At 29.0% G+C, this 23692-nt stretch carries 18 protein-coding genes; 8 read left to right on the top strand and 10 right to left on the bottom strand.

The window, feature by feature from the left end; all coding sequences use genetic code 4:
• Positions 1-171 precede the first annotated feature (171 nt).
• A complete protein-coding gene (locus V3249_RS01040) occupies positions 172-1788 on the top strand; it encodes an ABC-F family ATP-binding cassette domain-containing protein (protein WP_333503783.1) in 1617 nt (538 codons plus the stop codon).
• Between the two features lie 51 nt (positions 1789-1839).
• A complete protein-coding gene (gene mnmE, locus V3249_RS01035; RefSeq protein ID WP_337896794.1) occupies positions 1840-3168 on the top strand; it encodes a tRNA uridine-5-carboxymethylaminomethyl(34) synthesis GTPase MnmE in 1329 nt (442 codons plus the stop codon).
• Positions 3169-3658: 490 nt separating this feature from the next.
• Here the strand turns inward: mnmE and V3249_RS01030 are convergent, their stop codons facing one another.
• The gene (locus tag V3249_RS01030) at positions 3659-3799 is read right to left on the bottom strand and encodes a hypothetical protein (protein ID WP_252263094.1); all 141 of its coding nucleotides are present in this window, start codon (positions 3797-3799) and stop codon (positions 3659-3661) included.
• A 219-nt stretch (positions 3800-4018) separates the two neighbouring features.
• The gene (locus V3249_RS01025) at positions 4019-5971 is read right to left on the bottom strand and encodes an AAA family ATPase (protein WP_337898796.1); all 1953 of its coding nucleotides are present in this window, start codon (positions 5969-5971) and stop codon (positions 4019-4021) included.
• A 431-nt stretch (positions 5972-6402) separates the two neighbouring features.
• On the opposite strand from V3249_RS01025, the gene V3249_RS01020 reads away from it, so the two are divergent.
• The 4 genes from V3249_RS01020 to V3249_RS01005 all read left to right on the top strand — a co-directional run bounded on the left by V3249_RS01020 (position 6403) and on the right by V3249_RS01005 (position 10893).
• On the top strand, positions 6403-7266 hold the full coding sequence (locus V3249_RS01020; RefSeq protein ID WP_313359359.1) for an ROK family protein: 864 nt from the start codon (positions 6403-6405) through the stop codon (positions 7264-7266).
• 140 nt (positions 7267-7406) lie between these two features.
• Entirely contained in the window at positions 7407-8288 is an 882-nt protein-coding gene (locus V3249_RS01015) for an N-acetylneuraminate lyase (RefSeq protein ID WP_337902475.1), read from the top strand.
• Positions 8289-8338: 50 nt separating this feature from the next.
• Positions 8339-10183 carry a sodium:solute symporter family transporter gene (locus tag V3249_RS01010; RefSeq protein WP_337896797.1) on the top strand — a complete coding sequence of 615 codons (1845 nt, stop codon included), beginning with the start codon at positions 8339-8341 and terminating at the stop codon, positions 10181-10183.
• Positions 10184-10194: 11 nt separating this feature from the next.
• Positions 10195-10893 carry an N-acetylmannosamine-6-phosphate 2-epimerase gene (locus V3249_RS01005; protein ID WP_337896798.1) on the top strand — a complete coding sequence of 233 codons (699 nt, stop codon included), beginning with the start codon at positions 10195-10197 and terminating at the stop codon, positions 10891-10893.
• A 665-nt stretch (positions 10894-11558) separates the two neighbouring features.
• Here the strand turns inward: V3249_RS01005 and V3249_RS01000 are convergent.
• From V3249_RS01000 to alaS, 8 genes are all read right to left on the bottom strand, one after another.
• Positions 11559-12392 carry an HAD family hydrolase gene (locus tag V3249_RS01000; RefSeq protein WP_044284444.1) on the bottom strand — a complete coding sequence of 278 codons (834 nt, stop codon included), beginning with the start codon at positions 12390-12392 and terminating at the stop codon, positions 11559-11561.
• A 1-nt stretch (position 12393) separates the two neighbouring features.
• Positions 12394-13860: a lysine--tRNA ligase gene (gene lysS / locus V3249_RS00995; RefSeq protein ID WP_337897009.1), complete on the bottom strand. Its 1467-nt coding sequence runs from the start codon at positions 13858-13860 to the stop codon at positions 12394-12396.
• Positions 13861-13943: 83 nt separating this feature from the next.
• Entirely contained in the window at positions 13944-16256 is a 2313-nt protein-coding gene (gene ftsH / locus V3249_RS00990) for an ATP-dependent zinc metalloprotease FtsH (protein WP_337897010.1), read from the bottom strand.
• 29 nt (positions 16257-16285) lie between these two features.
• The gene (tilS, locus tag V3249_RS00985; RefSeq protein WP_337897011.1) at positions 16286-17179 is read right to left on the bottom strand and encodes a tRNA lysidine(34) synthetase TilS; all 894 of its coding nucleotides are present in this window, start codon (positions 17177-17179) and stop codon (positions 16286-16288) included.
• Positions 17157-17711, bottom strand: coding sequence for an aminoacyl-tRNA hydrolase (pth, locus tag V3249_RS00980; RefSeq protein WP_044284440.1), 555 nt, complete (start codon positions 17709-17711; stop codon positions 17157-17159). Before pth ends, tilS begins: the two co-directional genes overlap by 23 nt.
• Position 17712: 1 nt before the next feature.
• A complete protein-coding gene (locus tag V3249_RS00975) occupies positions 17713-18177 on the bottom strand; it encodes a hypothetical protein (RefSeq protein WP_337897012.1) in 465 nt (154 codons plus the stop codon).
• On the bottom strand, positions 18167-18607 hold the full coding sequence (gene ruvX, locus V3249_RS00970) for a Holliday junction resolvase RuvX (RefSeq protein ID WP_337897013.1): 441 nt from the start codon (positions 18605-18607) through the stop codon (positions 18167-18169). Before ruvX ends, V3249_RS00975 begins: the two co-directional genes overlap by 11 nt.
• Positions 18583-21234 (bottom strand): alanine--tRNA ligase, encoded by a 2652-nt coding sequence (gene alaS / locus V3249_RS00965; RefSeq protein ID WP_337902478.1) that lies wholly within the window; start codon positions 21232-21234, stop codon positions 18583-18585. Before alaS ends, ruvX begins: the two co-directional genes overlap by 25 nt.
• A 72-nt stretch (positions 21235-21306) precedes the next feature.
• On the opposite strand from alaS, the gene V3249_RS00960 reads away from it, so the two are divergent.
• Both V3249_RS00960 and V3249_RS00955 read left to right on the top strand, forming a co-directional pair.
• Positions 21307-21990 (top strand): 16S rRNA (uracil(1498)-N(3))-methyltransferase, encoded by a 684-nt coding sequence (locus tag V3249_RS00960; RefSeq protein WP_337897015.1) that lies wholly within the window; start codon positions 21307-21309, stop codon positions 21988-21990.
• A gap of 191 nt (positions 21991-22181) precedes the next feature.
• The gene (locus tag V3249_RS00955; RefSeq protein ID WP_337896866.1) at positions 22182-23558 is read left to right on the top strand and encodes an FAD-dependent oxidoreductase; all 1377 of its coding nucleotides are present in this window, start codon (positions 22182-22184) and stop codon (positions 23556-23558) included.
• The last annotated feature ends 134 nt before the right edge of the window (positions 23559-23692 follow it).

The following is a 23692-nucleotide window of genomic DNA, read 5'->3' as shown; positions in this document are numbered from 1 at the left end:
AAACCTCGCTTTTTAATCATTTTATTTTAGCTTTTTTAATCTTTATTGAAAATTAGAGGTCTAATATTAAATTTTAGAAGTTATTTTTTATTAGGTTTTTACTTTAATTTAATAAAAATTGTAATATAATTTTTAGATATTTTACTAAATTATAATTTAAAGAGACTCAAAATGATTGAAATTAAGGATTTGTCAAAAATTTTTGCCGATAAAGTTTTATTCCAGAATGTAAATTTAAAATTTACAGAAGGAAATACTTATGGAATTATCGGTGCAAACGGAGCTGGAAAATCAACTTTTTTAAAAATTTTAGCTGGTTTTATCGAACCTTCATCAGGATTAATTCAAACTTCACAAAATCAAAGAATTTCGGTTTTATCACAAAATCACTATGAATTTGATGATTTTATTGTTACTGATGTTGTAATAATGGGAAACCAAAAATTATACGAAATTCAACAGGAAAAAGATCAAATTTATGCAAACCCGGATGCAACAGAGGCTGATTATAACCGCGCTGGCGAACTTGAAGAACAATTTGGACTTTTAGGCGGTTGAAGTGCTGAAAATGATGCACAAATTTTACTTTCAGCACTTGAAATTCCTAAGGAATTTTGATACTCAAAAATGTCAGAATTAAAATCATCATATAAAGTTAAAGTACTTTTAGCAAAAGCGCTTTTTGGAAATCCTGATATTTTGATAATGGATGAGCCAACTAACCACTTAGATTTTAAAGCTATTAAATGACTTGAAGAATTTTTGATTAATTATAAAAATATTGTTTTGGTTGTTAGCCATGATAGCGATTTTTTGGATCAAGTTTGCACTCATACTGTTGATATTGATTATGGTGAAGTTAAAATTTTTACTGGAAATTACAGTTTTTGAAAACAATCTTCTGAGTTATTAAGAGAACTTCAAAAAAATGCTAATGCAAAAAAAGAAGAGCAAATTGCAAAATTAGAGGCATTTATAGCAAAATTCTCTGCAAATGCGTCAAAATCTGCCCAGGCAACTTCGCGAAAAAAATCACTCGAGAAAATTCAGCTTGAGGAAATCAAACCTTCATCACGAAAATACCCTTACATTCGTTTTAATGTTTTCCCAAGACCTGGAAAACAAATATTAAATGTTGAAAATTTGAGTTATAAAAATCCTGAAACTGGCGAGTTTCTATTTAAAAATGTGTCTTTTACACTTTTACCAGGTCAAAAAATGGTAGTTTTTGTTGATGATGACTTAATAAAAACTAAATTACTTGACATTATTGCCGGAAAAGAAGCCCCAACTTCAGGGACAATTACTTGAGGCTCAACAATAAAATTTGATTATTTACCAGCAAACACAGATGATTTTTTTAATTCAGATTTAGATTTAATTTCTTGAATTTCACAATGGCCAATTTTTAACACACAAGATGAAAATAAAGACAATTCAACTCATAGAATGCGTGCTTTTTTAGGAAGAATGTTTTTTAGCGGCGACCAAGTTTTCAAAAAAGTCAACGTTACATCCGGTGGAGAAAAAGTTCGACTAATGTTTTCAAAAATGATGTTAAGTGAATCAAATTTTTTAATTTTTGACCAACCGCTTAACCATCTTGATTCTGAATCAATTGATTCTTTCATTGAAGGTTTAAAACTTTATGATTCAGGAGCAATTTTTACAACTTACAATCTTGCCTTAATAAAAGAAGTTGCAAATGCGATTTTGGATATTAAGCAAGACTCAGCCGTGTTTTTTCAAGGTTCGCTAGCTGAATATGAGAAAAAAATAGGAATTTAGACTATAAAAGTACTTTTTTTAACTTTTAAATTTAATTTAGGAATATATTAAATGGTTTTTGATACTATTTGCGCCATTGCTTCAGGAGCAATAAATCAGGCAATTTCGATCATTAGAATTTCAGGACCAAATGCCTTTAAGATCATGGAAAAAATTTTTACCGGGAAAATCGGTAATTCCATGGAAATAACTTTTGGTTGGATTCATGATAATCAAACTAAAATTGATCAAGTTTTAGTTCTATGATTTGCTGGAGATAAAAATTTTGTAGGCGAAGAAACTGTAGAAATAAACGCTCATGGCGGAGTTTTAAATACAAATTTAATTCTTGAAACTATTTTAAAAACTAAACTCGCTAGACTTGCAAATCCTGGAGAGTTTAGTTTACGTGCTTTTTTAAATGGGAAAATTGACTTAGTTAAAGCTCAAGCGATTAATGATTTAATTCATGCACAAGTTAAATCACAACACAATGTTGCTCTTAAACAGTTTTCTGGTGCAAGTTCAAACTTTATTAAAAAATTAATCCAACAAATCGAGGAAATTATCGGGACTATTGAGGTAAATATTGATTACCCAGAATATGATGATGTTGAAATTCTGACAAATCAGATTCTTATTCCTAAAATTGATGAATTAATAAAAAATTTTAATGAATTAATAAAAATAGCCGATAATTCAAGACTAATTTATGAGGGAATAAGGACATCTTTAATCGGTGAGCCCAATAGCGGCAAGTCTTCGCTTCTAAATGCTTTAATTGACGAAAATAAGGCGATAATAAGTGAAATTCCTGGAACAACTCGCGATATTGTTGAAGGTAATTTTGTGATTGACAATCTACTTTTTAAAGTTTTTGATACTGCCGGAATCAGAAAAACTAAGCAAAAAATTGAGCAAATTGGAATTAGTAAAACTTTTGAAAACATGGAAAAATCTGATTTAATTTTACATGTTATTGATGCAAGTCAAAAAAAATCTAAACATCTTGATTTAGGTGAAAAAATTAGCGAAAATCAAGTATATTTACAAGTATATAATAAATCTGACCTAATTGAAAATAACGAAGAATTTGCTGATAAAATATTAATTAGTGCTAAAAACAAACAAATTGGTAGCTTAATTGAAAAAATTAAAAGTATTTTTGCCTTTTTGGGAAAAGAAAATCAATTTGTCGCTAATTCATTCCAAATTTCACAGATAGAACTAGCAAAAATAGCAATTATTGAGGCTAAAAATAGTCTAGAATCTGGTTTTGGACCTGAAATTGCCATTGTAGATTTGCGTAATGCTTGAAGAGAATTGCAAACTATTTTTGGCAGAACGGACGATGAAAACTTGCTTGATTCAATTTTTTCACGGTTTTGTCTAGGAAAATAATAGAAATTTGCCACTTTAGCATGATCATATGACGACATTTTGTCTTTAATAATGAATAAATGTACGCTAAATTCGATCACACGAGCAAATTTTTATGCTAATTTATGTGGTTAAAACCATTCTTTTTTAAATATTTAGTGTAAAATTAAAGCTTGTGTATGAAAATAAATCTGTTATATCGTGATATTTTAAGAAATTTTTTAACTTAAAAATCATTTCTTTATGAGTTTTTATCAAAACATTTTGTTTTTTAAATTCAACAGAACTGGGCCTAAAATACTATAAATATACGTTGCACTATCAAGTAAATTAAGATTAGTGCTGTTAGCAATCAGAACTCCGATAGAAAAATCTTATTTTGAAAATTTGTTTCTACGTTAATTTATAGCAAATTTTTCCCGAGTTTCCCAGTTTCATAAGGTAATTTTAAAAAAGTATCCGGTTTTAGGGACTTTTTTAAGTTTTTTGGTAAAAGTTGGTTACAATTTTATTAGTGATTTATTAAGATATCAAAGTAAAAATCATATCTATTTCAAATGTTTGGATCGCTAGGGACACCATCGTGTTTTTTAAATATAATTTGCTGATCTAAAGTGTTAAATTCAACCCTTTGTCTTAATTTTTGCAACATCGATACTAAACCAACTTAGTTAATTTTTGTTTTTTCATAATTTATAATTATACCATAAAATTACTTAAAATGCTACCAAATGCTACTTATAAAATTAAGGTTTTACATTAAAAAAACACCGATTTACGGGTGTTTCTTCATATTTATATTCACTAAAAAGTGAATTTTTGTCTTAAAACTGGGAAACTCGGGATTTTGAAAATTTGTTTCTACGTTAATTTATAGCAAATTTTTGATTCAAATCAATAATCTGTTGATTCTCAATAGTTTTCATATGCTCCATGATCTTTTTTTGGCTTGATTTTGATTGAGATTTTTTTCTTTATACCGGCCTTTAGAGATTGTTTCTGCAAGCTTGACTCTAAAATTTTCTCGATTTTTAATTTTAATTTTGTACATTTCATTTTTTTTAACATTCCATAATATACCTTTTTCCTTTTTTAAGGCTAGCATATATGAAGCAGTTTGTAAAAAATGGTCATCTGTTAAATAGTTAACAAATTTAAGTTCATAAACTGTATTATTTTTTACAACATCAGCTATTCCGTGAACATTCATTGTAAAATTATTTACGTTATTATTATATTCTAATGAACAATGTTGTTGAATTTTTTCGTCCCTACTAAGTTCCTTAGATAATCTTTTTTTCATTTGCTGAATAGCATTATCATTGACAAAATCTGTTTGCGCTTGTTTAATATATCTTTCTTGATTTGTTTCTAAATAAACATAAAATAGTATTAAATCATTTAATGATTTTCTTTTTTCATTAAACTTATTGTATAATTTTTGTTTATAATCCTCGCAGTTTTGGATTAAATTTTGAATTTCTTTTTTAATATCGTACCCATAGAAATAAGATGCTTCAAGAAAAATCCCATTACATGGAGTAAGATTAATGAACCCATCATGGTTTTTTACCTCTATTACCCTTTTATCCTCTTTATGAATTTGTTCTACATCAAGCATTTGGCGCATTTCGATAATATCTTCATCATAATTATGTTGAAACATTCTAGACATTAAATATTCTAGTTTACCTTTTTGATGGTTACTAGATCGGCTTTTTATAAGAGTATCTTCATCTAATATTTTATCTTTAACTAATTTTTTATCCTTAACTTTGTAAGGCGGCTTTACGAATATGATTTTTTCTTTTCCTCTACTTGCCGCTACACAAAATAGATTTCTTAAAATTTCATAATTACTAGCAATTTTTTCTAAACGTCCAAATCAGTATCTTTCAGTAAAATCAAAAATAACACAAATAGGTCTTTCTAGTCCTTTTGAACTATCAAATGTTGTAAAAATCGCCGGTTTTTGTTCGTGATTCAGATTTTTTTCGGCATCTCTAATCGCCGGTTTTTGTGCGCGATTCAGATTTTTTTCGGCATTTCCAATTGATGCATAAACAGTGTCTTTATTAAAAATATGTCAATGTTTATCTTCAAGGTAATTTAGTACTTTTGACATTTGCCCATGATTTTTACCTAAGCATAAGATATCTGAAGGTTCTTGCTTAGATAAAAATTCCTTAATTTGGTCAAGGTCCATATATTCGATCTGACAATTTTTATTGACCCCCTTAATTCTTTTTTTTCAAATTCGGCCCAACATTTTAGCGTGATATTTAGGCATTCTGAAGGAAACAGTTAAGCTAATTTTTTTATATGATCCTAAAAATTTATCAATAAAACTCTTAACATTTAATTTAGTGTTATCATAAATTTTTTGTTCAATATCGCCAACAGCAACAATTTGGATGTTAGGATTTTGTGTTTTTATTCTTTCTAATAACAAGGATATTAGAAACGCAATATCTTGATACTCGTCAATTAGTAAAACATCAAAGGTTCCAACAGATATATCATGGTCTAAAAATATTTTAATTACATCCCCATAAGAAGTATTAATACTTTGTTGGTCCAACATTGATTTTGCAAATCCATGATAATTTTGTACAATAACATTATCGTTTTTAATCTTGTTTTGAGCATCAATTTTTAATAGTGTATTGTAAGTTAAGTACAAAATGTTTTTACTAGAAGGAAATTCATTACACAAAGCTTGAATTACTGTTGTTTTTCCACTCCCAATACAAGCATCAACTAGAACATTTTTACCTTTTAATGCTAACTTAATCACTTTCTTTTGTTCCCTTGTTAGGTTCATAAATGTCAAATTAGTCCTCTTTTTCTATCCATAATTACTTTCTTATTAAGTAAAATCTAATAATGTGAATATACGTTTCTATTTTTCCCTAATTGTTTTAATTTTTTAGCTATTAAATCTTGTAAAACTGATTCGACAGTTTTTTCAGTTTTTAATGAGTAAATTTTTATTATTATTAAATCCTACAAGGCAAATTTAATTAATTAATTAATTAATTAAGCAATTAATAAATTATTTTATCATAAATCCTGATTTTTCGAATTAGCTTGGAATTACTATAATTTCAAAAAATTTTTAATGGTAATTTATTATTATTCTAATTTATTTTTGCTTTTATAAGTTATAATTTTTTAAAGAAACAACCAAATTTATACTAGCAAGATTTAAAAAATGCTATAAAAACAAAGGTTATTTTAAAAAAGAGAGGCAAAATGGACAAATTCATTCTTTTTGATATTGGCGGTACAAACATTAAAATGGGAATTATTGATAATAACAATTTTTTTCACCAAACAAAAACTTTTAAAACCAATATCAGTTCAATTCTAGAGAATTTAGAGGGAATTATCAACTCAATTTTAGAAAAATCAGATTTTTCTAAAGACATAAAAGGAATTGCTATTGCTACAATGGGCGGGGTTGATGTTGAAAAAAAGAAAATTATTTTTGTAAATCATAAAACTTTACCATATTTTGGCAGTGATTTTTCTATTTTAGAAAAAAAATTTAATTTGCCTGTTGTTGTCGAAAATGACGCAAATGCCGCTGCAATTTCTGAAAAATTTTATCACAAAAGCTTAAAAAATTACGCAACAGTTACTTTAGGGACTGGCGTTGGAATTGGAATTGTCAAGGATGAATTAATTCGAGGTGAAAATTTTCTTGCTGGTGAATTTGGTTATCTGATTTATGAAGGTCAAAGACTTGATGATTGACTTTCTTTTAGTTTGCTTGATAAAGAAATTAGTAAACTTTATAATATTAGAATTTCTGAATATGAAAAGTTTGATAATTTATATAAAACTAACCCTGATTTTCAAAAAATGATTGATGATTATTTCCAAAAAGTTGTCGAATTTACTTATCAACTTGCAATTTTTCAAAATTTAGAAAAAATCTTTATTGGCGGCGGTTTTTCCTATATAAATAAGAAATACTTTGCAAAAATTCAGCAAAAATTCCTAAAAATGTTAGAGCAAACTCCTTATAAATGTGAGCTTTTGATCGCCGAATCCAAAAATAATGCCGGTATGCTCGGTGCTTTTTACCTTTTAAGGCAAAAATTTAATCTTTAATAGATAAATTAACAGAAACTAACAAAAATAAAGAAAAATCCCGTTTTTGAAAAAAATACGGGTTTTTTTATATATAATTATTTTATATACAAAAAATAGGAAAATCAATATAAAGATTTTTCTATAAAAAGGAGGCTAACATGGAAAAATATCATGGATTTTTCCCCGCTTTAATAAGTCCTTTTAATGAAAAAGGCGAACTAATGACTAAAAATCTTGAGGATATTCTTGATTTTTTAATTGATGTCCAAAAAGTTGATGGTCTTTATGTCACTGGATCAACGGGCGAATTTTTGTTAATGTCTGTTGAAGAACGACAAAAAATTTATGAAATTGTAGCTAAAAAAGCAAAAAATAAAGTAACTTTAATTGCACAGATTGGAAGTTTAAATCTTGATGAGGCAATCCAACTAGGAAAAAAAGCTAAAGAACTTGGTTTTGATGCAATCAGCGCAATCACACCTTTTTATTATAATTTTTCTTTTGATGAAATCAAAAACTACTACGAAGAAATTGCAAAAAACGTTGATTTACCGATGTTTATTTATTACTTGCCTCAACTTGCAGGCTCAAAAATTAACATTGAACAATTTGGTAGCATTTTAAATCTTAAAAATGTTATTGGCTGCAAATTTGGGTCAAATGACATCTTTTTATTCGAAAGACTAATCAAAACTTATCCGGAAAAAATTTGAATGTATGCTTTTGATGAAGCTTTTGGACTCGCTTACCTTTTAGGGGCACGTGGATTTATCGGTTCAACTTATAATACAAACGCAATCAAGGCAAGAAAAATTCTTGATTTGGCAAAAAAAGGTGATTTACTAGCCTTTAAAAATGAAATTCACACTTATAATGACTATATTCAATCACTTTTAGAAGTTGGACTAATGCAAACAATCAAAGCAATTATGCAACTTTATGGTGTTGATGCTGGTTATAATCGCCTTCCATTTAAGAAAATTTGCCAAAAAACACTAAATCAAAAGGCACTTGAAATTAAAGAAAAATTTTTAGACTAACTTCAACTTTTTCAAATTTTTAATTATAAAAAGTTGAAAAAGGGGGAAATATGGAAGAAAATAAATCAAGTTTTTCAACAACGGATTGAATTATTTTAGCAATTTATATGCTTTCGATGCTATTGCTTGGACTATTTTTTTGGTATCAAGAAAAAAATAATAAGCAAAAAAGCACTGATTCTTATTTAGTAGCCAAGTCAATTAAAGTTCCGTCAATTGTTATTGCTCTTTCGATTTGGGCTACCGGGCTTTCGTCCCTTACATTTTTAGGTCTCCCCGGACTTGCTTTTAAAACAGGATGAATGTGATCTGTCGGGCAAGTGGCAATAATTTTGATTAGTCCGGTTTTAATTAAATGAATTATCCCTTTTTATCGCCAAATTACTGCAAATACTGCATATGCTTATCTTGAGAGTCGTTATAATTATTTAATTCGGGCTTTAAGTGGTGGTTTATTTGCTATTTTTCACATTTTCCGGATTGCAATTGTTCTGTATATTCCGGCACTGACTTTGTCACTTTTTGTTGATTTAGACATTTATTTGATTATCGGAATTATGGCGATAGTCGTAATTTTAAACACTTTTTTAGGTGGTTTTAAAGGTGTTTTGTGAACTGATGCAATCCAAGGTCTTGTTTTACTTTTGGGAATTATTTGCATTTTGATTTTTGGATTAGTGCAAACTGACTGAAGTAAAGGTGATATTTATCAGTCAATTTTTAATGCCGGTCAATGAAAAATAAGTGCCGCTAGTGGTGGTATGTTCCTTCTTTTTTTAGGAAAATATGTTGAGACTATTTTCTCATATACAGCATCTCAAGACATCGTCCAAAGATATAAAACCTCAAGATTCATTTCCGGAACTAATAAAACTATCTATATTAACGCAATTTTAACTTTGATTACTATTTTTGTGTTTTATGGCGTTGGTTCAATGTTATATAGTTACTTTAAATCCCAAGGATTTGATGTTGATGCCAAAAATGCAATTGACCAAATTGTTGGTCGCCAAGGTGCAGCAAATAATCAACTTCTTTCATTTTTCATCATAAAAGTCTTACCGACCGGACTTTCTGGTTTGATTATTGCCGCAGTTTTTGCCGCAAGTCAATCAACAATTTCTTCTTCAATGAACTCACTTGTTAATGTTATTGTTAGTGACTTTATCCAACCAATTCGTAAATTCCGGAAAAAAGCACCTATAAAAGACCGAATAATGTTGATTATATCAAAAATTTTAATCACATTTTTCGGAATTCAAGGAATGTTAGTTGCTTTTCTTTTGGCATATTCAGAACAAACTAATTTATTTAACCTTTTCCTTGCAGTAGTTGGACTTTTTGGTGTGCCAATTGGTGCTGTTTTTATGTTAGGAATTCTAACTCGAAGAACAAATTCTTTTGGTGCCGTTCTTGGAATTAGTGTTGCTTTTATTACTGCTTTATTTTTATGAATCTTTACAAACAAAAGACTTGTTCCTGAAAATTTAGCAATTGAATTTGCTAGCGAATATGTAGCGCTAATTTCCTTTTTCCTTACAATTATTTTTGGCTATGTCGGTTCAATAATTTATACTTTCTTTAGTAAAAAAGAGAAAAATTTAACAAATTTAACAATTTGAACAAAAACACCTGAATTTGATCAGCTAATTGCCTTAGAAAAACAAATTGCAAAAAATGATTCTAAGTTACAAAAAGTTGCCAAAAAAGTTGCAAAAACTGTTCCAAATCTAATGCCAAAATGGTATAATATTCTAATTTTTGGACATCCTAATTATAGAGAAAATGAAACAATTCAAACAAATCAAGAATTTTCTCAAATTCAAAAAGTTCAAGACGAAAAATTAGACCAATATGAAAAAATAAAAGAAAAATTAGCAAAAATCACTAATTAAAGGGTAAAAAAATGCGTCTTTTAAAAAATAGTTTCATTGTCTCATGCCAAGCGCTCGAAGATGAGCCGCTTTATGGGCCAAAAATAATGCAAAAAATGATGAAAGCTGCACTTTTAGGCGGGGCTGATGGTATTAGAACTTCACAAATTGACAATGTTAAAGATTTTTTTGAACTAAACCAAAAAGTACCTTTGATTTCTTTAATTAAAAAAACTTACCCAAATTCAAGCGTTTTTATTACGCCGACTTTAACTGAACTCAAAGAATTAATGCAATTTGATAACCAAATAATTGCAATTGATGCAACTCTGCGCAAAAGGCCGGCAGAAAATCTTGATGAAATTGTTGATTATTTCCATAAAAATCGAAAAAAGAACCAATATTTACTTGCAGATTGTGCTGACTATGAAGATGTTGAAAATGCAATTAGATTAAAATTTGACTATGTTGCCCCAACTTTGCGCGGTTATACAGAAACAACAAAAAAGCACAATAATATTGAAAATAATTACGAATTTTTACGTTGAATGGTTGAAAAAATCCACAATACCGGCATAGAAGTTGTCGCTGAAGGTGGCTTTAATGAGCCTCAAAATGTAATTGACGCTTTTAAAATTGGCGCTCATTCAGTCGTTGTTGGTTCAATGATAACTAGACCTTATGTTATAACTAAATTTTTTGTTGACAAAATTCGCAAAGAAATTAACTAAGAATTTACGACCTATTTAAAAATAAAAGCTTCTTGTTGATTAATTCAAGAAGCTTTTATTTTTAAAATTTTCATAAATTTTGCTGAGTTTGCCAGTTTGATGGCTAAAATTCACTTTTTAGTCAATATAAATATGCAAAAATACCCGTAAATACGGGTTTTTTAACGCTAAAATCTTAATTTTTATTATTTTAAAATTAAGATTTTGCAAAAAAAAAAAAAATGCTTGGTCAAAAATAAAATTATGTTATAATAAACATCACTTAAGAATAGTTAATAAATTTAGAAATCAGAATTAAGGGGGAATTACTTATGTTTTTGCCATAAAAAAATCAAAAAATGTGAATTATCCATTATGTTTTTAAATATAATGGAATGCTTTAAATTTACCCGTTTAGAAATCTTTAAATTTAGGGCTTTTGGTTATTGTTCTTTCAAAACTTCATATGTTTTTTTAGGCTCGCTGCAAATAAAAACGAGTTTTCTATTTGCATTGAGTTTAAATAGTAGTTGTATTTTTTTATGATTTTTGTTGTTTTATCCATAAATTGATTTTTACCAGTGTTTTAAAATAGGTAATTAACTTTTGCCAAAAAAGTTAAAAAGTGCCCAAAATCGGACACTTTTTAAGATTATCTCATCAAACTGGCAAACTAGGGAGTAATTTTAAGAAGAAAATAATTTGTCTTGATTTTCTAAAAGAATATCGATAGTTCTTGCGATTGTGTCAGATTTACAGCTTCCAATTTTTCTTGAGGCTACCTCAATTAAATCAGGAGTTGCATCTTGCATTGCAAAACCATAACGAGCTAGTTTTATCATTCCATAATCATTAGAACTATCGCCAAAAGTTATTAATTTTTTGGTACTTATGTTATTTTTTTCTAGTAATTCTAAAATTGCAGTAGATTTATCCACATTTAAAGGATTAATATCCAAAAAAATTCGGTTTGTTATTGTTACTTTATATAAATTATTTAGCTTTTCAGCTCATTTTTTATGAAGATTTATAATTGCTTTTTCATCATTCCGAAAGGCAATTTGTGTTATTGGATCTGCTTGAATAATTTCTATAATTTCAAAATCATTCAGTTTTGTATAGTGTTTTAGGTCCATTATATGCTGATTTTTTAATCAATCATAATTTTTATGAGGAGAATATTCAAAAAGATTGTGTGGGGTTGAAAAAGCACAAATTGAATTAGTATCTTTACAATCTTTAAATAAATCAAGTGCAACTGATTTTTTAAGTGTGCCTTTGTTTATTGTTTTTTTGGTTTTAATATCATAAATTAGAGTGCCATTATTTGAAACAAGATAATGAAAATATGGATATTGTTTTGCTAAATCAATGCAAGCTGACAAACCTCGACCAGTTGCTACAACTAAAATATGCCCTAATTCATAGAGTTTTTTGAGCATTTTAACATTTTCAGGATGGATTGTATTGTCATAGCGCAATAATGTTCCATCAAGATCAAAAGCAAAAAATAGTTTCATTTTAATCCTTTTTAGATTTAAGTTGTGGAAATAAAATAACTGACCGAATGGATTCATTATTTGTTAATAACATCACAAGACGATCTATCCCAATTCCGCAGCCTGCCGCTGGAGGCATTCCATACTCAAGAGCTTGAATAAATTCGTGGTCAACTTCTGAAGCTTCTTGATTTCCTTTTTCTTTTTCGTTAATTTGTGCTTGAAAGCGACCTAATTGATCAATAGGATCATTCAACTCGTCAAACATATTTGCAAATTCTTTTGTAGCAATAAAGAGTTCTGCTCTAAGCGTAAAATTGCGATTATTAGGATCAGATTTTGCTAAGGGTGAAATTTCAATGGGATGACCGGTAATAAAAGTCGGATTTATTAAAGTAGGTTCAACAAATTTTTCAAAAAATTCGTTGATTAAATGACCTTTTGTAAAAAATGGTTCAATTTTTATATTGTGTTTTTTAGCTTCCTCAACTAAAGCTGAAAAATCTGCATTTTTAAGGTCAAAATTCATTTTTTCCGAAGTTATTTGAACCATATCATACCGTGCAAATTTTTGTGAAAAATCAATTTTATTATCTCCATATCAGTGTTCTGATTGATTTAATCCGAGTTCTTCAAACAAAAAGCGAATTAAATTTTCAGTTTGATTCATTATCTTGTTTAAATCTGAATAAGCTTGGTAAAATTCAATTGAGGTAAATTCGGGATTATGAGTTGTATCAAAACCTTCATTACGAAAAATTTTGCCTATTTCATAAACAGCATTAATTCCACCAACTAATAATTTTTTTAGCGGTAATTCAGTTGCGATTCGTAAGTAAAAATTTTGGCTTAATGAATTATAAAATGTTACAAACGGCTTAGCCGAAGCACCACCTAAAACTGGTTGCAAAACAGGGGTGTCAACTTCTAAAAATCCTTGTGAGTCAAAAAACTTGCGAATTAAGGAGATGATTTTGCTTCTAATAATAAAAGTTTGTCTTGATTTTTCATTTACTAATAAATCCAAATAGCGCTTACGATATTTATCATCAGCATTTTCAATTCCATAATATTGATCAGGTAATGGATGGAGTGATTTTGCTAAAATTGAAAAAGTTTCAGCTTTAAGACTTATTTGATTTGTTTTAGTTTTAAATAAATATCCAGAAATTTCAACTATGTCGCCAAGGTCTAAATTTGAAAAAGTAAACTGATTTTGTGTTTGAAAATCTTTGTTTGCATACACTTGAAATTCTAATGATTGACTATAAATAATGAAAAATGGGGAACGTTGGCGAATAAGACGACCTGCAAAAGCGACTTTAATCTGATTTTCAACAAAAAAGTCATGGTTTTTATCTTGATATTTTTTAATTATTTCATCCAAATTATCATGCAAGAAAACTGATTTTGGGTAATTAAATCCTTTGGATTGTAAATTTTTAAGTTTTTCAAGGCGAAATTGTTGTTGGTCGTTTAATTTTGACATAGTCTTATTCCTTAAAACGTCAATTTAATTCTGAAACTATTTTCAGTATTTCTAAATTTTAAATAAAAATGAAAAAATTTTAATTAGTCTTGTTTTGGAGTAGTGTCAGAATTTTCTTCTGAATTTTCACCAGGGGTTTGTTCTGAGTTTTGTTCAGGATTTTCTTGTGAATTTTGATCTAACATTTGTTCAGGGTTTTGGCCGGAATTTTTTTCAGGATTCTCGCCTGAATTTAGTTCAGAATTTTGCTCTGAATTTTGTTGAAGATTTTCATCTAAAATATCTTCAGGATCTGGATCTACTGATAAAAGTTCACTCAAAATATCAGAAGGTTTTACAGCACTAGTTTGAACTGGGTCTGATTTTGGAAGTGGTTCAAGAGTTTCAGCTAATTGTTGAATTTCTTCATAAACAATTGTTTCTTTTTCTAATAAAGTATCCTTGATTAATTCAAGTAAATCTAAATTATTTTTAATTGTTTCAGAAGCTTGTTTGTAAGCATTAGAAATAATTTGGCGAATTTCGATGTCAATTTCATGACCAACTTTTGAAGAAAATGATGTATTTTTTATATAATCTCTTCCTAAAAATGGCGATGATTGGTCTTGTTCATACTGAATTGGACCAAGTGATGACATTCCAAGTTCGGTAACCATTTTACGGGCAATTTTTGTAGCTTTTTCAATATCATTACCAGCACCAGTAGAAATTTCTTGCTCACCATATTTTATTTCTTCAGCTGCCCGACCACCCATAAATGCCGCAATTGTTGCTAAAAGTTCTGATTTTGTACTGTTATATTTTTCTTCTTCAGGAAGCATTAAATTATAACCACCGGTATTTCCACGGGGAACAATTGTAATTTTTTGAACTTTTACCCCGGATCTTAATTTTAAACCAACAACGGCATGACCAGCTTCGTGATAAGCAACCATTATTCTTTCTTTTTCAGTTATTACGCGATTTTTCTTGGCAGGTCCACCAATTACTCGGTCAATTGCCTCGTCAATTTGTTCACTTGTAATGACTTGAGTTTTTTCACGAACTGATAAAAGTGTTGCTTCATTTATAACATTTTCTAATTGGGCACCTGAAAATCCAGGAGTTCTTTTGGCAATATTTGCAAGTGTGACATTTTTAGAAATTCTTTTACCTTTTGCATGCAATCTTAAAATTTCTTCACGCTCTCTAACGTCAGGAAGACCAACAATTATTGAACGGTCAAAACGACCTGGACGTAAAAGGGCTGGATCAAGAACGTCAGTTCTATTTGTTGCTGCTATTACTAAAAGTCCGGTATTTTCAACCATACCGTCCATTTCAACTAGAAGTTGATTTAGTGTTTGCTCTCTTTCGTCATTACCCCCACCAATTCCTGAACCACGGGAGCGTCCAATTGCATCAAGCTCATCAATAAAAATTATTGCCGGAGAATCATTTCGTGCATCTCTAAATAATTCACGTACTCTTTTTGCTCCAACACCAACATATAATTCCACAAAGTTAGATGCAGAAATGAAGAAAAAAGGCACATTTGCTTCACCAGCAGTAGCTTTTGCAAGTAATGTTTTTCCAGTTCCCGGAGGACCTCCTAGCAAAATTCCGCGTGGAATTTTTGCACCAGCGCTAGAATAACGCCCAGGATTTTTTAAGTAGTCGATAAATTCAGCAATTTCCTCTTTAGCCTCAACATTTCCTGCAACATCAGAGTATTTTTTATCAGATTTAATACGGATTGCTTGATTTTTTCCAGGATTGAAAAAACCCGGACCTCCTTGAGAATTTTTGTTCACACGAAAAATAATAAAACCAATTATTAAAGCTGGCAAAAGTATAGGGAGAAATGAGAGAATATATTGACCAAATGTTGTAGATGGTCTATCGGCTGAAGTAAAAGAAGGCAAATAGACATTATCTTCGGGTTTTTGTGCACCGACTAAATTGTAAAGTTCATTAAGAAGAGCCTTTGTTGCTACTCCAGGATTTGTATAATTTGAGGGAATTGTTTTAACTGCAAGTGAAACTAATTCTGAATATGTTGTAATATTTGAATTTTGCAGTTGATTTTTAATCAATGGGCTAAGTTCAGCAGCACCAGATTGGAATTTTGTAATAACAGCAGGATTTGCTATTACCGAATAAGCAATTATTTTACCTTCAGTAGCTTCAACTACACGAATTCGATAAGCATTAATATCAAAAATAATTGAGTAAAAGAAATTACCATCGGTTGTGTTTTTGGCATTTTTAATTAGTTGTTCTTCGAAATGAGATAAACTTTTAACAGTAAGACTAGGTTGTAATTGAGTATATATAAAATAAGTAATCACCCCTAAAACTATAATTAAAAGAACAATTCAACCGACCGATGGCTTCTTTTTTTGTTTTACTTGCATGATTTTCCTTTCTAGTTCAACAAATCTTACTAAATTTTACTAGATTTTGCGTATATTTTTAGTTTTTTTTTAATTATATAGTTATTTTTTTTTATTAAAAACGATCCATTGGGTGCTTTTGAACTAATAAAGTCAATTATTGAATTGATTTTTCCCTTTGATAATTTAATATTGTCAAAATTTTGGTGCAAATATAAAAAGATAATTTCTGGTTTTTTTCGAATTTTTTGGAAAAAATAAGCATGATATTCTGTTTTTTTTCACTTTTCAAGAGTTTTATAATTTTTTTTTAGTTCTATTAATTTAAAAAAATTTGCAATGAAATGAACAGAAAAAGTAAAAAATAAAGAAAAAGTGCTTAATTTTTGCAATTTAAAGCGAATTGCGTTCCTTCTATATTTGTCTGTAAAATTTGAATCATCATCAAGATAAGGGATTTTTCTTTTTTTACAACTTTTAAGAATTCTTTTTTTTGTGTAAAAATACAAAAGTGGTCTTGAGATTTGCATTCCAAAAAGGAAATTTTGCCCGCGGATTCCTCAAAATGTTACTAGCTTTTTTTGCTCTTTTTGCAAAAAAATTGTCTCAACAAAATCATTTCAATGATGAGCAACAAGTAATTTTGTGCATTTAAAATGTTTATAAATTCGGTAAAAAAACTCGTAACGAACCTTTCTTAAATTTGCTTGCAAATTTCCTGAAACAGAAAAGCTATCAAAGGATAAAATTTTAAGCATTATATTATATTTTTGGCAAAATTTTGAAACTAATAAAGTTTCAAAAATGGCCTGTGGCCTCAAATTATAATTGACATGAACAACAATTATATCTTTATTTTTATATTTGTCAAGCAAAAACATTGAATCAGAGCCGCCAGAAACTGCAATTAAAAATCTTTCTTTAGGCTTTGTTTTTGTTAGCATTAAATTTTTGAACCGTAGTCATAAAACTATTTGATAAATAAAAAATAAGAATGTCAGCAGCTTGGTCAATAACTTGTTTAACTTTAATTTTGGCCTGATTTTCAAAAGGACTAAGCACATATTCCTTAGAATTTTCGGCCCGCGAAATACCAATTTTTAGTCTTTTTATATCTTTAGTACCGCATTTTTCAATAATATTTTCCATACCTCGCTGGCCGCCTGCGCTTCCAGTTGCTCTAATTATTGCCTGGCCAATTTCAAAATTCATATCATCATAAACAATTATCACGTCCAGAATATTAATTTTGTAAAATTGGACTAATTCAAAGACAAAATCACCTGATTTATTCATGTATGTTGTTGGTTTTGCAAGAATAAAATCACTTGTTTTACAAAAAACGCCATTTTCAGTTTTTTGATCAAAGGTCAATCCGAGTTTTTCAGCTAATAAATCAAGAACTCAAAATCCAACATTATGTTTTGTTTGAGCGTATTTTTCACCTGGATTACCAAGTCCAACAATTAGTTTCATCTTAATTTACCTTTGATTTTATAGCTTTTTTTGCTTTATTTTTTAATTCAGGAACTCTAATTACTTCTTTATCACTAAGTTCCTCAATTATATCATCATAATCAGTTTCGGGCGAGAAATTATTGAAAAAAGTAAAAGGATCAATTGACTTACCTTCAAATATGAACTTATTTGTGTCAAAAAATTCACTAATTTGCATCTCTAAAAGTTCAATAGTCTGGTCGTCAAATTCAACAAAGGTTTTTGTAGTTTCTCAAGTATTTCTGTCAATTTCAAAGGCAAGAATATTTTTTTTCTCATCAAAAACAACAGAAAAAATTCTTAAATCTTCAAATTCAGTATAAAAAAGTGAATAAAGTTTTTCATAAGCTGGCTTTGTTGAATTTGAAATTTCTTTTGCGATTATTACTCGCTGCGGGTCTGAAAGGTTTATTGGTTCTTGAGTTAAAGTTTTTTTAGTTTTCATATCCATTTTGTGTTTGTAAAAATCTTTCAAGTATAATTTGAGCTGCTAATTTGTCAATAATTTTTTGTCGTTTTTTAAAGGACAGGCCTGAGTCAATTAAAATTGAGTTTGCTTCCTTGGAAGAAAGTCGCTCATCTTGGAAAAAAAGTTGTATTTGATAGTGTTTTTTTATTAATTGGGCAAATTCTTCAACCATAATTGTTCTTGGCGAAATTTTACCTGATAAAGTCAAAGGATAACCTAAAACAAGAGTAGAAACGGAATATTGATCCAATCAAAAACCAATTCGCGCAATAACTCTTGCAAAATCATACCTATTAAAATTATATTGCTCAAGGGGCAAAGAAATTTTCCAATCTGAATCAGAAATTGCAAAGCCGCAAGACTTAACCCCTAAATCAAGCGCTAAAACTCTGGGTCTAATGCTCATAAAAGCTTAATTATATTGTCTTTTATAGGTTTTTTCTTGATTTTTGCCTGCGCTATTTTAGAATTTCCACCTCCTGCACCATCGTAAATTTCCATAATTTTTTCAAGAATAACATTTGATTCTAAGTTAAAAGATGCAACTGTAATTAAATAATTTTCATCTTCGAGATTTGCAGCTAAAATAAATGTAGATTTTGGGTTTTTTTGTCTAAAAGTAGCTGCTGATTGTTTTAGATTTTTGGAATTAAATTCCAAATCAATGTAGAACTTATTTTGATTAATGTCAACAAAATTTTCTGAATTTAATTCTAATGATTGAGAAATATCTTGATTTTTTAGGATTTTTTTGTATTTTTCTTTAAGCTCTTCTTCAATTTTTGTCAAGTGCTCAAATTCTAAATCTAAATCAGTAAAACTTGGAAAATCAAAGGTAAAATCCTGACTAATTTTTGCAATTTTATTAACCAGTGAACTAATTTGAAACTTTAAAAGTTCAATATTTTGCTTTAAAAACTCAACATTTTTGGCAAAAGAGCTAACCGCACGAATCCGGTAAATTCCAGAACCCTTAGTTTGGCAAGATAAAATTGTGAATTTTTCTAATAATTTAGTGTTTTGAATATGAGTTCCACCACATAAATCTGTTGTAATTCCAGGAAAAACTACAAGTCGAAGCGCATTAGGATCCATGTATTCTGATTCTTCTAATGTCATAATTGCATTTAGTTTTTGGGCTTCTTGTAGATCTGTGACTAAATATTCACGTTGAACTTGTTGACTTATATATGAATTTACACGGTTTTCGACAGATTTTATTTGTTCTTTCGAAGGTTTTTGGGCACAAGGAAAGTCAAAAGTCAATCTTTCTTCATTATTATCAGATCCAAGTTGCTTAATTTGAGGACCAAATTCTGCCCGAAGTGAGGCAAATAAAAGGTGAGTTGCCGAGTGATTTCGCTCTAATTTTAAACGGTTGTCTGAATTTAGCTCTAAAATTACAGGTAAATTTTTTGATAGTTTACCTTCAAAAACATGGACATTATTTAAAAATTTATCTTTAAAAACGTCAATAATTTCAATTTTTTTGTCGCCTTGAATTATATATCCCTGATCATGTTTTTGACCACCAGCTGTTGCATAAAAAGGTGTTTTTTCAAAAATTGCATATGAAATTTCACCTTCGTTGGTTTGGTCAATTTCATTAAACTGGTTTGCTAAAAAAGTAATTTTTGTTTCAGTTTTGTGAAATTCATAACCTACAAATTCTGAAATTTGTGATTCAACTTGATTTAAAGAATCAATAACTTTTCCCATACCTTTTTTAATATTTGCCCGGGAAATTTGAGCATGTTTTTCGCGATATTCTTCTAATGATTTAAGGTCAAAACTAATATTTTTTTCCTGGAGGATTTCCTGAGTTAGTTCAGGAGGAAATCCGTAAGTAACAAAAAGTTTAAAAACAATTTCTGGAGAAATTTGGCCTTCAGTTTTTTTTATCTCATTTTCTAAAAGTTCATGACCAATTTCAAGAGTTTTTATAAAATTTTTTTCTTCATGATAAATCACGGACTCAATTTTTTCAATATCAAAATTAGCATTCAAGGTTTTAGCAACAATTGGGGCCAATTTGTGTAAAAACTCTTCTGAAATTCCTAATTTTTTCCCGTTTCAATAAGCTCTTCTAATTAAACGCCTAATTATGTAGCCTCGGTGTAAATTTGATGGCATAACTCCATCATTTACTGCGGCACTTATTGCGCGAATGTGGTCGGCAATTAGTCTAAAACTTTTATTGATTTGGGCTTGTTTTGCATCTTTTTTAAAATAATTTTCAATATCGTATTTAAAATTAGTGTACTTTTGAATTTCTGCAATAATTGGTAAAAATAAATCTGTATCATAATTAGTTGGACCGTTTTGCAAAATTGAGACGATTCTTTCAAAACCTGCACCAGTATCGATATTTTTTGACATTAACGGCGAATAATTTTGTGCTCCGTCGTTATTAAATTCTGAAAAAACAATGTTTCAAATTTCAATAAAACGGTCATTTTCGATGTCATTTCTTATTAATTGATCGCCACGAGCATCAAATTTTTCACCACGGTCAAAATAAATTTCAGTACATGGACCACAAGGACCTTGACCTAAGTCTCAAAAATTAGTTTTTTTACCGCCGGGAATAAGTCTATTTTCAGGAAAACCTAAACTTTTCCATTTATTTAAAGTCTCAAAATCACTATCATAATATGTTATATAAAGTTTTTCAGGGTCTAATTCTAATCATTTAGTCAAAAATTCAAAGGCAAAATCAATCGCCTCAAGTTTAAAATAGTCTCCAATTGAAAAATTTCCTAGCATTTCAAACAAAGTGTGATGCCTTGAGGTTTGCCCAACATTTTCAATATCATTAGTTCTTAGTGCTTTTTGCGAATTAACAAGTCGTTTTGAAGGTGGAATTTTTTTACCAATAAAATAATCTTTTAACGCCGCAACTCCTGAATTAATTCAAAGAAGTGAATCATCATTTTGTGGAACAAGGGGTTTAGATTCTATAAGAAGATGATTTTTTTGTTGAAAAAAATCATATCAAAGTTGGCGAACTTCATTAGCTGATAATTTTTTCATTTGTTTTATCCTTATAATAATAATTTTACTTAATTTTTAGGATTTGTAAAATTTTATATTAAAATTTTATCTATGTTCCGTTTTTTTGTTAGTGAAAAACAAGAAAATTTTTTTATTCTTGATGATTTAAATTTAAATCATATTAAAGTTGTGCGAATTAAAAACGAAAATTTTATCTGTGTTTATAAAGGTGAATTTTATCTTACAAAATTAGTTCAAAATTCAAACAAGGCTGAAATTATTGAAAAACTTGAATTAAATAATGAGCCTAAAAACAAGGTTATTTTAGCACTTGCAATTCTAAAGACAAAATCTTTTGAATTTGCAATTCAAAAAGCTGTTGAAATTGGCGTAAGCGAAATTTGACCATTTTTTAGTAAAAATGTCAGCCAAAAATTAGAAGGAGACTTAAGAAAAAAACTAAAAAGATGAGAGCAAATTTGCCTCCACAGCGCGCAACAGAGTTTTCGAAATTTGATTCCAAAAATAAATTTACCTGTAAATTACAGTGATATTTTGAAAAACTCTAGTAATTTTAGCCAAAAATTAATCGCCTTTGAAGGTCAAAAAAACCAGACAAAAATAGACCAATCAGAAAGCGATACAATTATAATAATTGGTCCTGAAGGCAGCTTTGATGAGTCAGAGATAGAGCTAGCCCAAAAATTTGATTTTCAAGTTGTATCTTTAGGTAAAAGAATTTTGCGCTCTGAAACAGCCGCAATTTTTTTATTAAGTAAATGCATAAATGATTAACTTTTTAGTCAAAAAGTGAAAAAATCTCCGAAATTTAGTAGTTTTTCCTAAAATTTCGAAGATTTTTTATTTTATTCTTTATTTTTTTAATTGTAACTTAATTTTAATAAAAAATTAAAAAATATTGTATAATTTAATAAAATTAAATTTAATTTTTTACTCCCGAAAAAACACTAAAAATAGGAGATTTTATGAAAATAATATCAATCGGAACTAACCATGCCGGAACTTCATTTTTAAGAACCCTAAAAACTATTTACCCACAAGCGGAACTTGTCTCATATGATAGAAATACTGACATTTCGTTTTTAGGTTGCGGAATTGCACTTTGAGTTTCTGATGAATTTAGCGATCCATCTGGACTTTTTTATTCAAGTCCTGAACAATTAAAATCAATGGGAATCGATGTTCATTTACAGCATGATGTTCTCGAAATTGACCGTAAAAATAAAATTATTACTGTTAAAAATTTAGTTAGTGGCGAAATTTTTAAAGATAGCTATGATAAATTAGTTTTTGCTGGCGGAACTTGGCCGATTATTCCACCTTTCGAAGGAATTGATCTTGAAAATATTTTAGTTTCAAAAACATTTACTCACGCAAAAGAAATTAAAGCAAAAGCAGTTGATCCATCAATTAAAAATGTAATTATTATCGGCGGTGGTTACATTGGTATTGAATTACTCGAAGCTTTTCACAAATATGGTAAAAAAACAACACTAATTGACATGCAAGATAGAATTATCCCTAATTATTTTGATAAGGAATTTACTCAAAAAATTGAGGATAAAATCGTTGAAGAAGGTATTAATTTACAATTTAATCAAAAAGTTGTTCGTTTCATTGCCGATGAAAGTGGAAAAAAAGTTGCTTTTGTTGAAACAGACAAAGGTAAATATGAAGCTGACCTTGTAATTTTAGCTATCGGATTTGCACCAAATACTAAAATTTTAACAGACGTTGAAAAAACTGCTAATGGCGCAGTCAAAGTTGATGAATTTCAGCGTTGCTTAAGTGATAAAGATGTTTATGTAATTGGTGATTCAGCTTCAATGGTTCACAATGTAACTAAACAACACGCTCACATTGCACTTGCAACAAATGCCGTAAAATCAGGAATAGTTGCTGCTTTCCACATCGCAGGACGTGAAGATATTCCTTTCCCAGGTTATGTTGGAACAAATGCAATTTCTGTTTTTGGATTTAATTATGCCTCAACTGGATATTGTGAAAATGCTTGTCCAAAAATGGGATTAGATAATGTTGGCGTTGAATATCTTGAAGACTGAGATCGCCCAGAATTTATGCAAAATAAATCTAAAGTATGAATCAAAATTGCTTATGACAAGTCAAGTCTAAAATTAATTGGGGCTCAAATTGGTTCATATGGGAAAGAATATAATCACACTGAAGTAATTTATTTCCTTTCACTAGCAATTCAAAAAGGTCTAAAATTACCTGAAATTGCTCTTTCAGATTTCTACTTCTTGCCTCACTATAATAAGCCATTTAACTTTGTAATCCAAGTAATTTTAAATGCACTAGGGCTAAAATATAATAAAAAATAGGATTTTTGCCTCAAAAATTTAACTAAAAAAAACCAGTTTTATCTGGTTTTTTTTAGTACTTGAGTTTGACAGTTTGATGAGCTAATCTTAAAAAGTATCGTGTTTTATACACTTTTTTAACTTTTACCAAAAAG

Source organism: Mesomycoplasma ovipneumoniae, assembly GCF_038095995.1.
GTDB classification, from domain to species: Bacteria; Bacillota_I; Bacilli_A; order Mycoplasmatales; family Metamycoplasmataceae; genus Mesomycoplasma; species Mesomycoplasma ovipneumoniae_F.
This window is presented reverse-complemented; position numbering and strand designations above follow the sequence as displayed.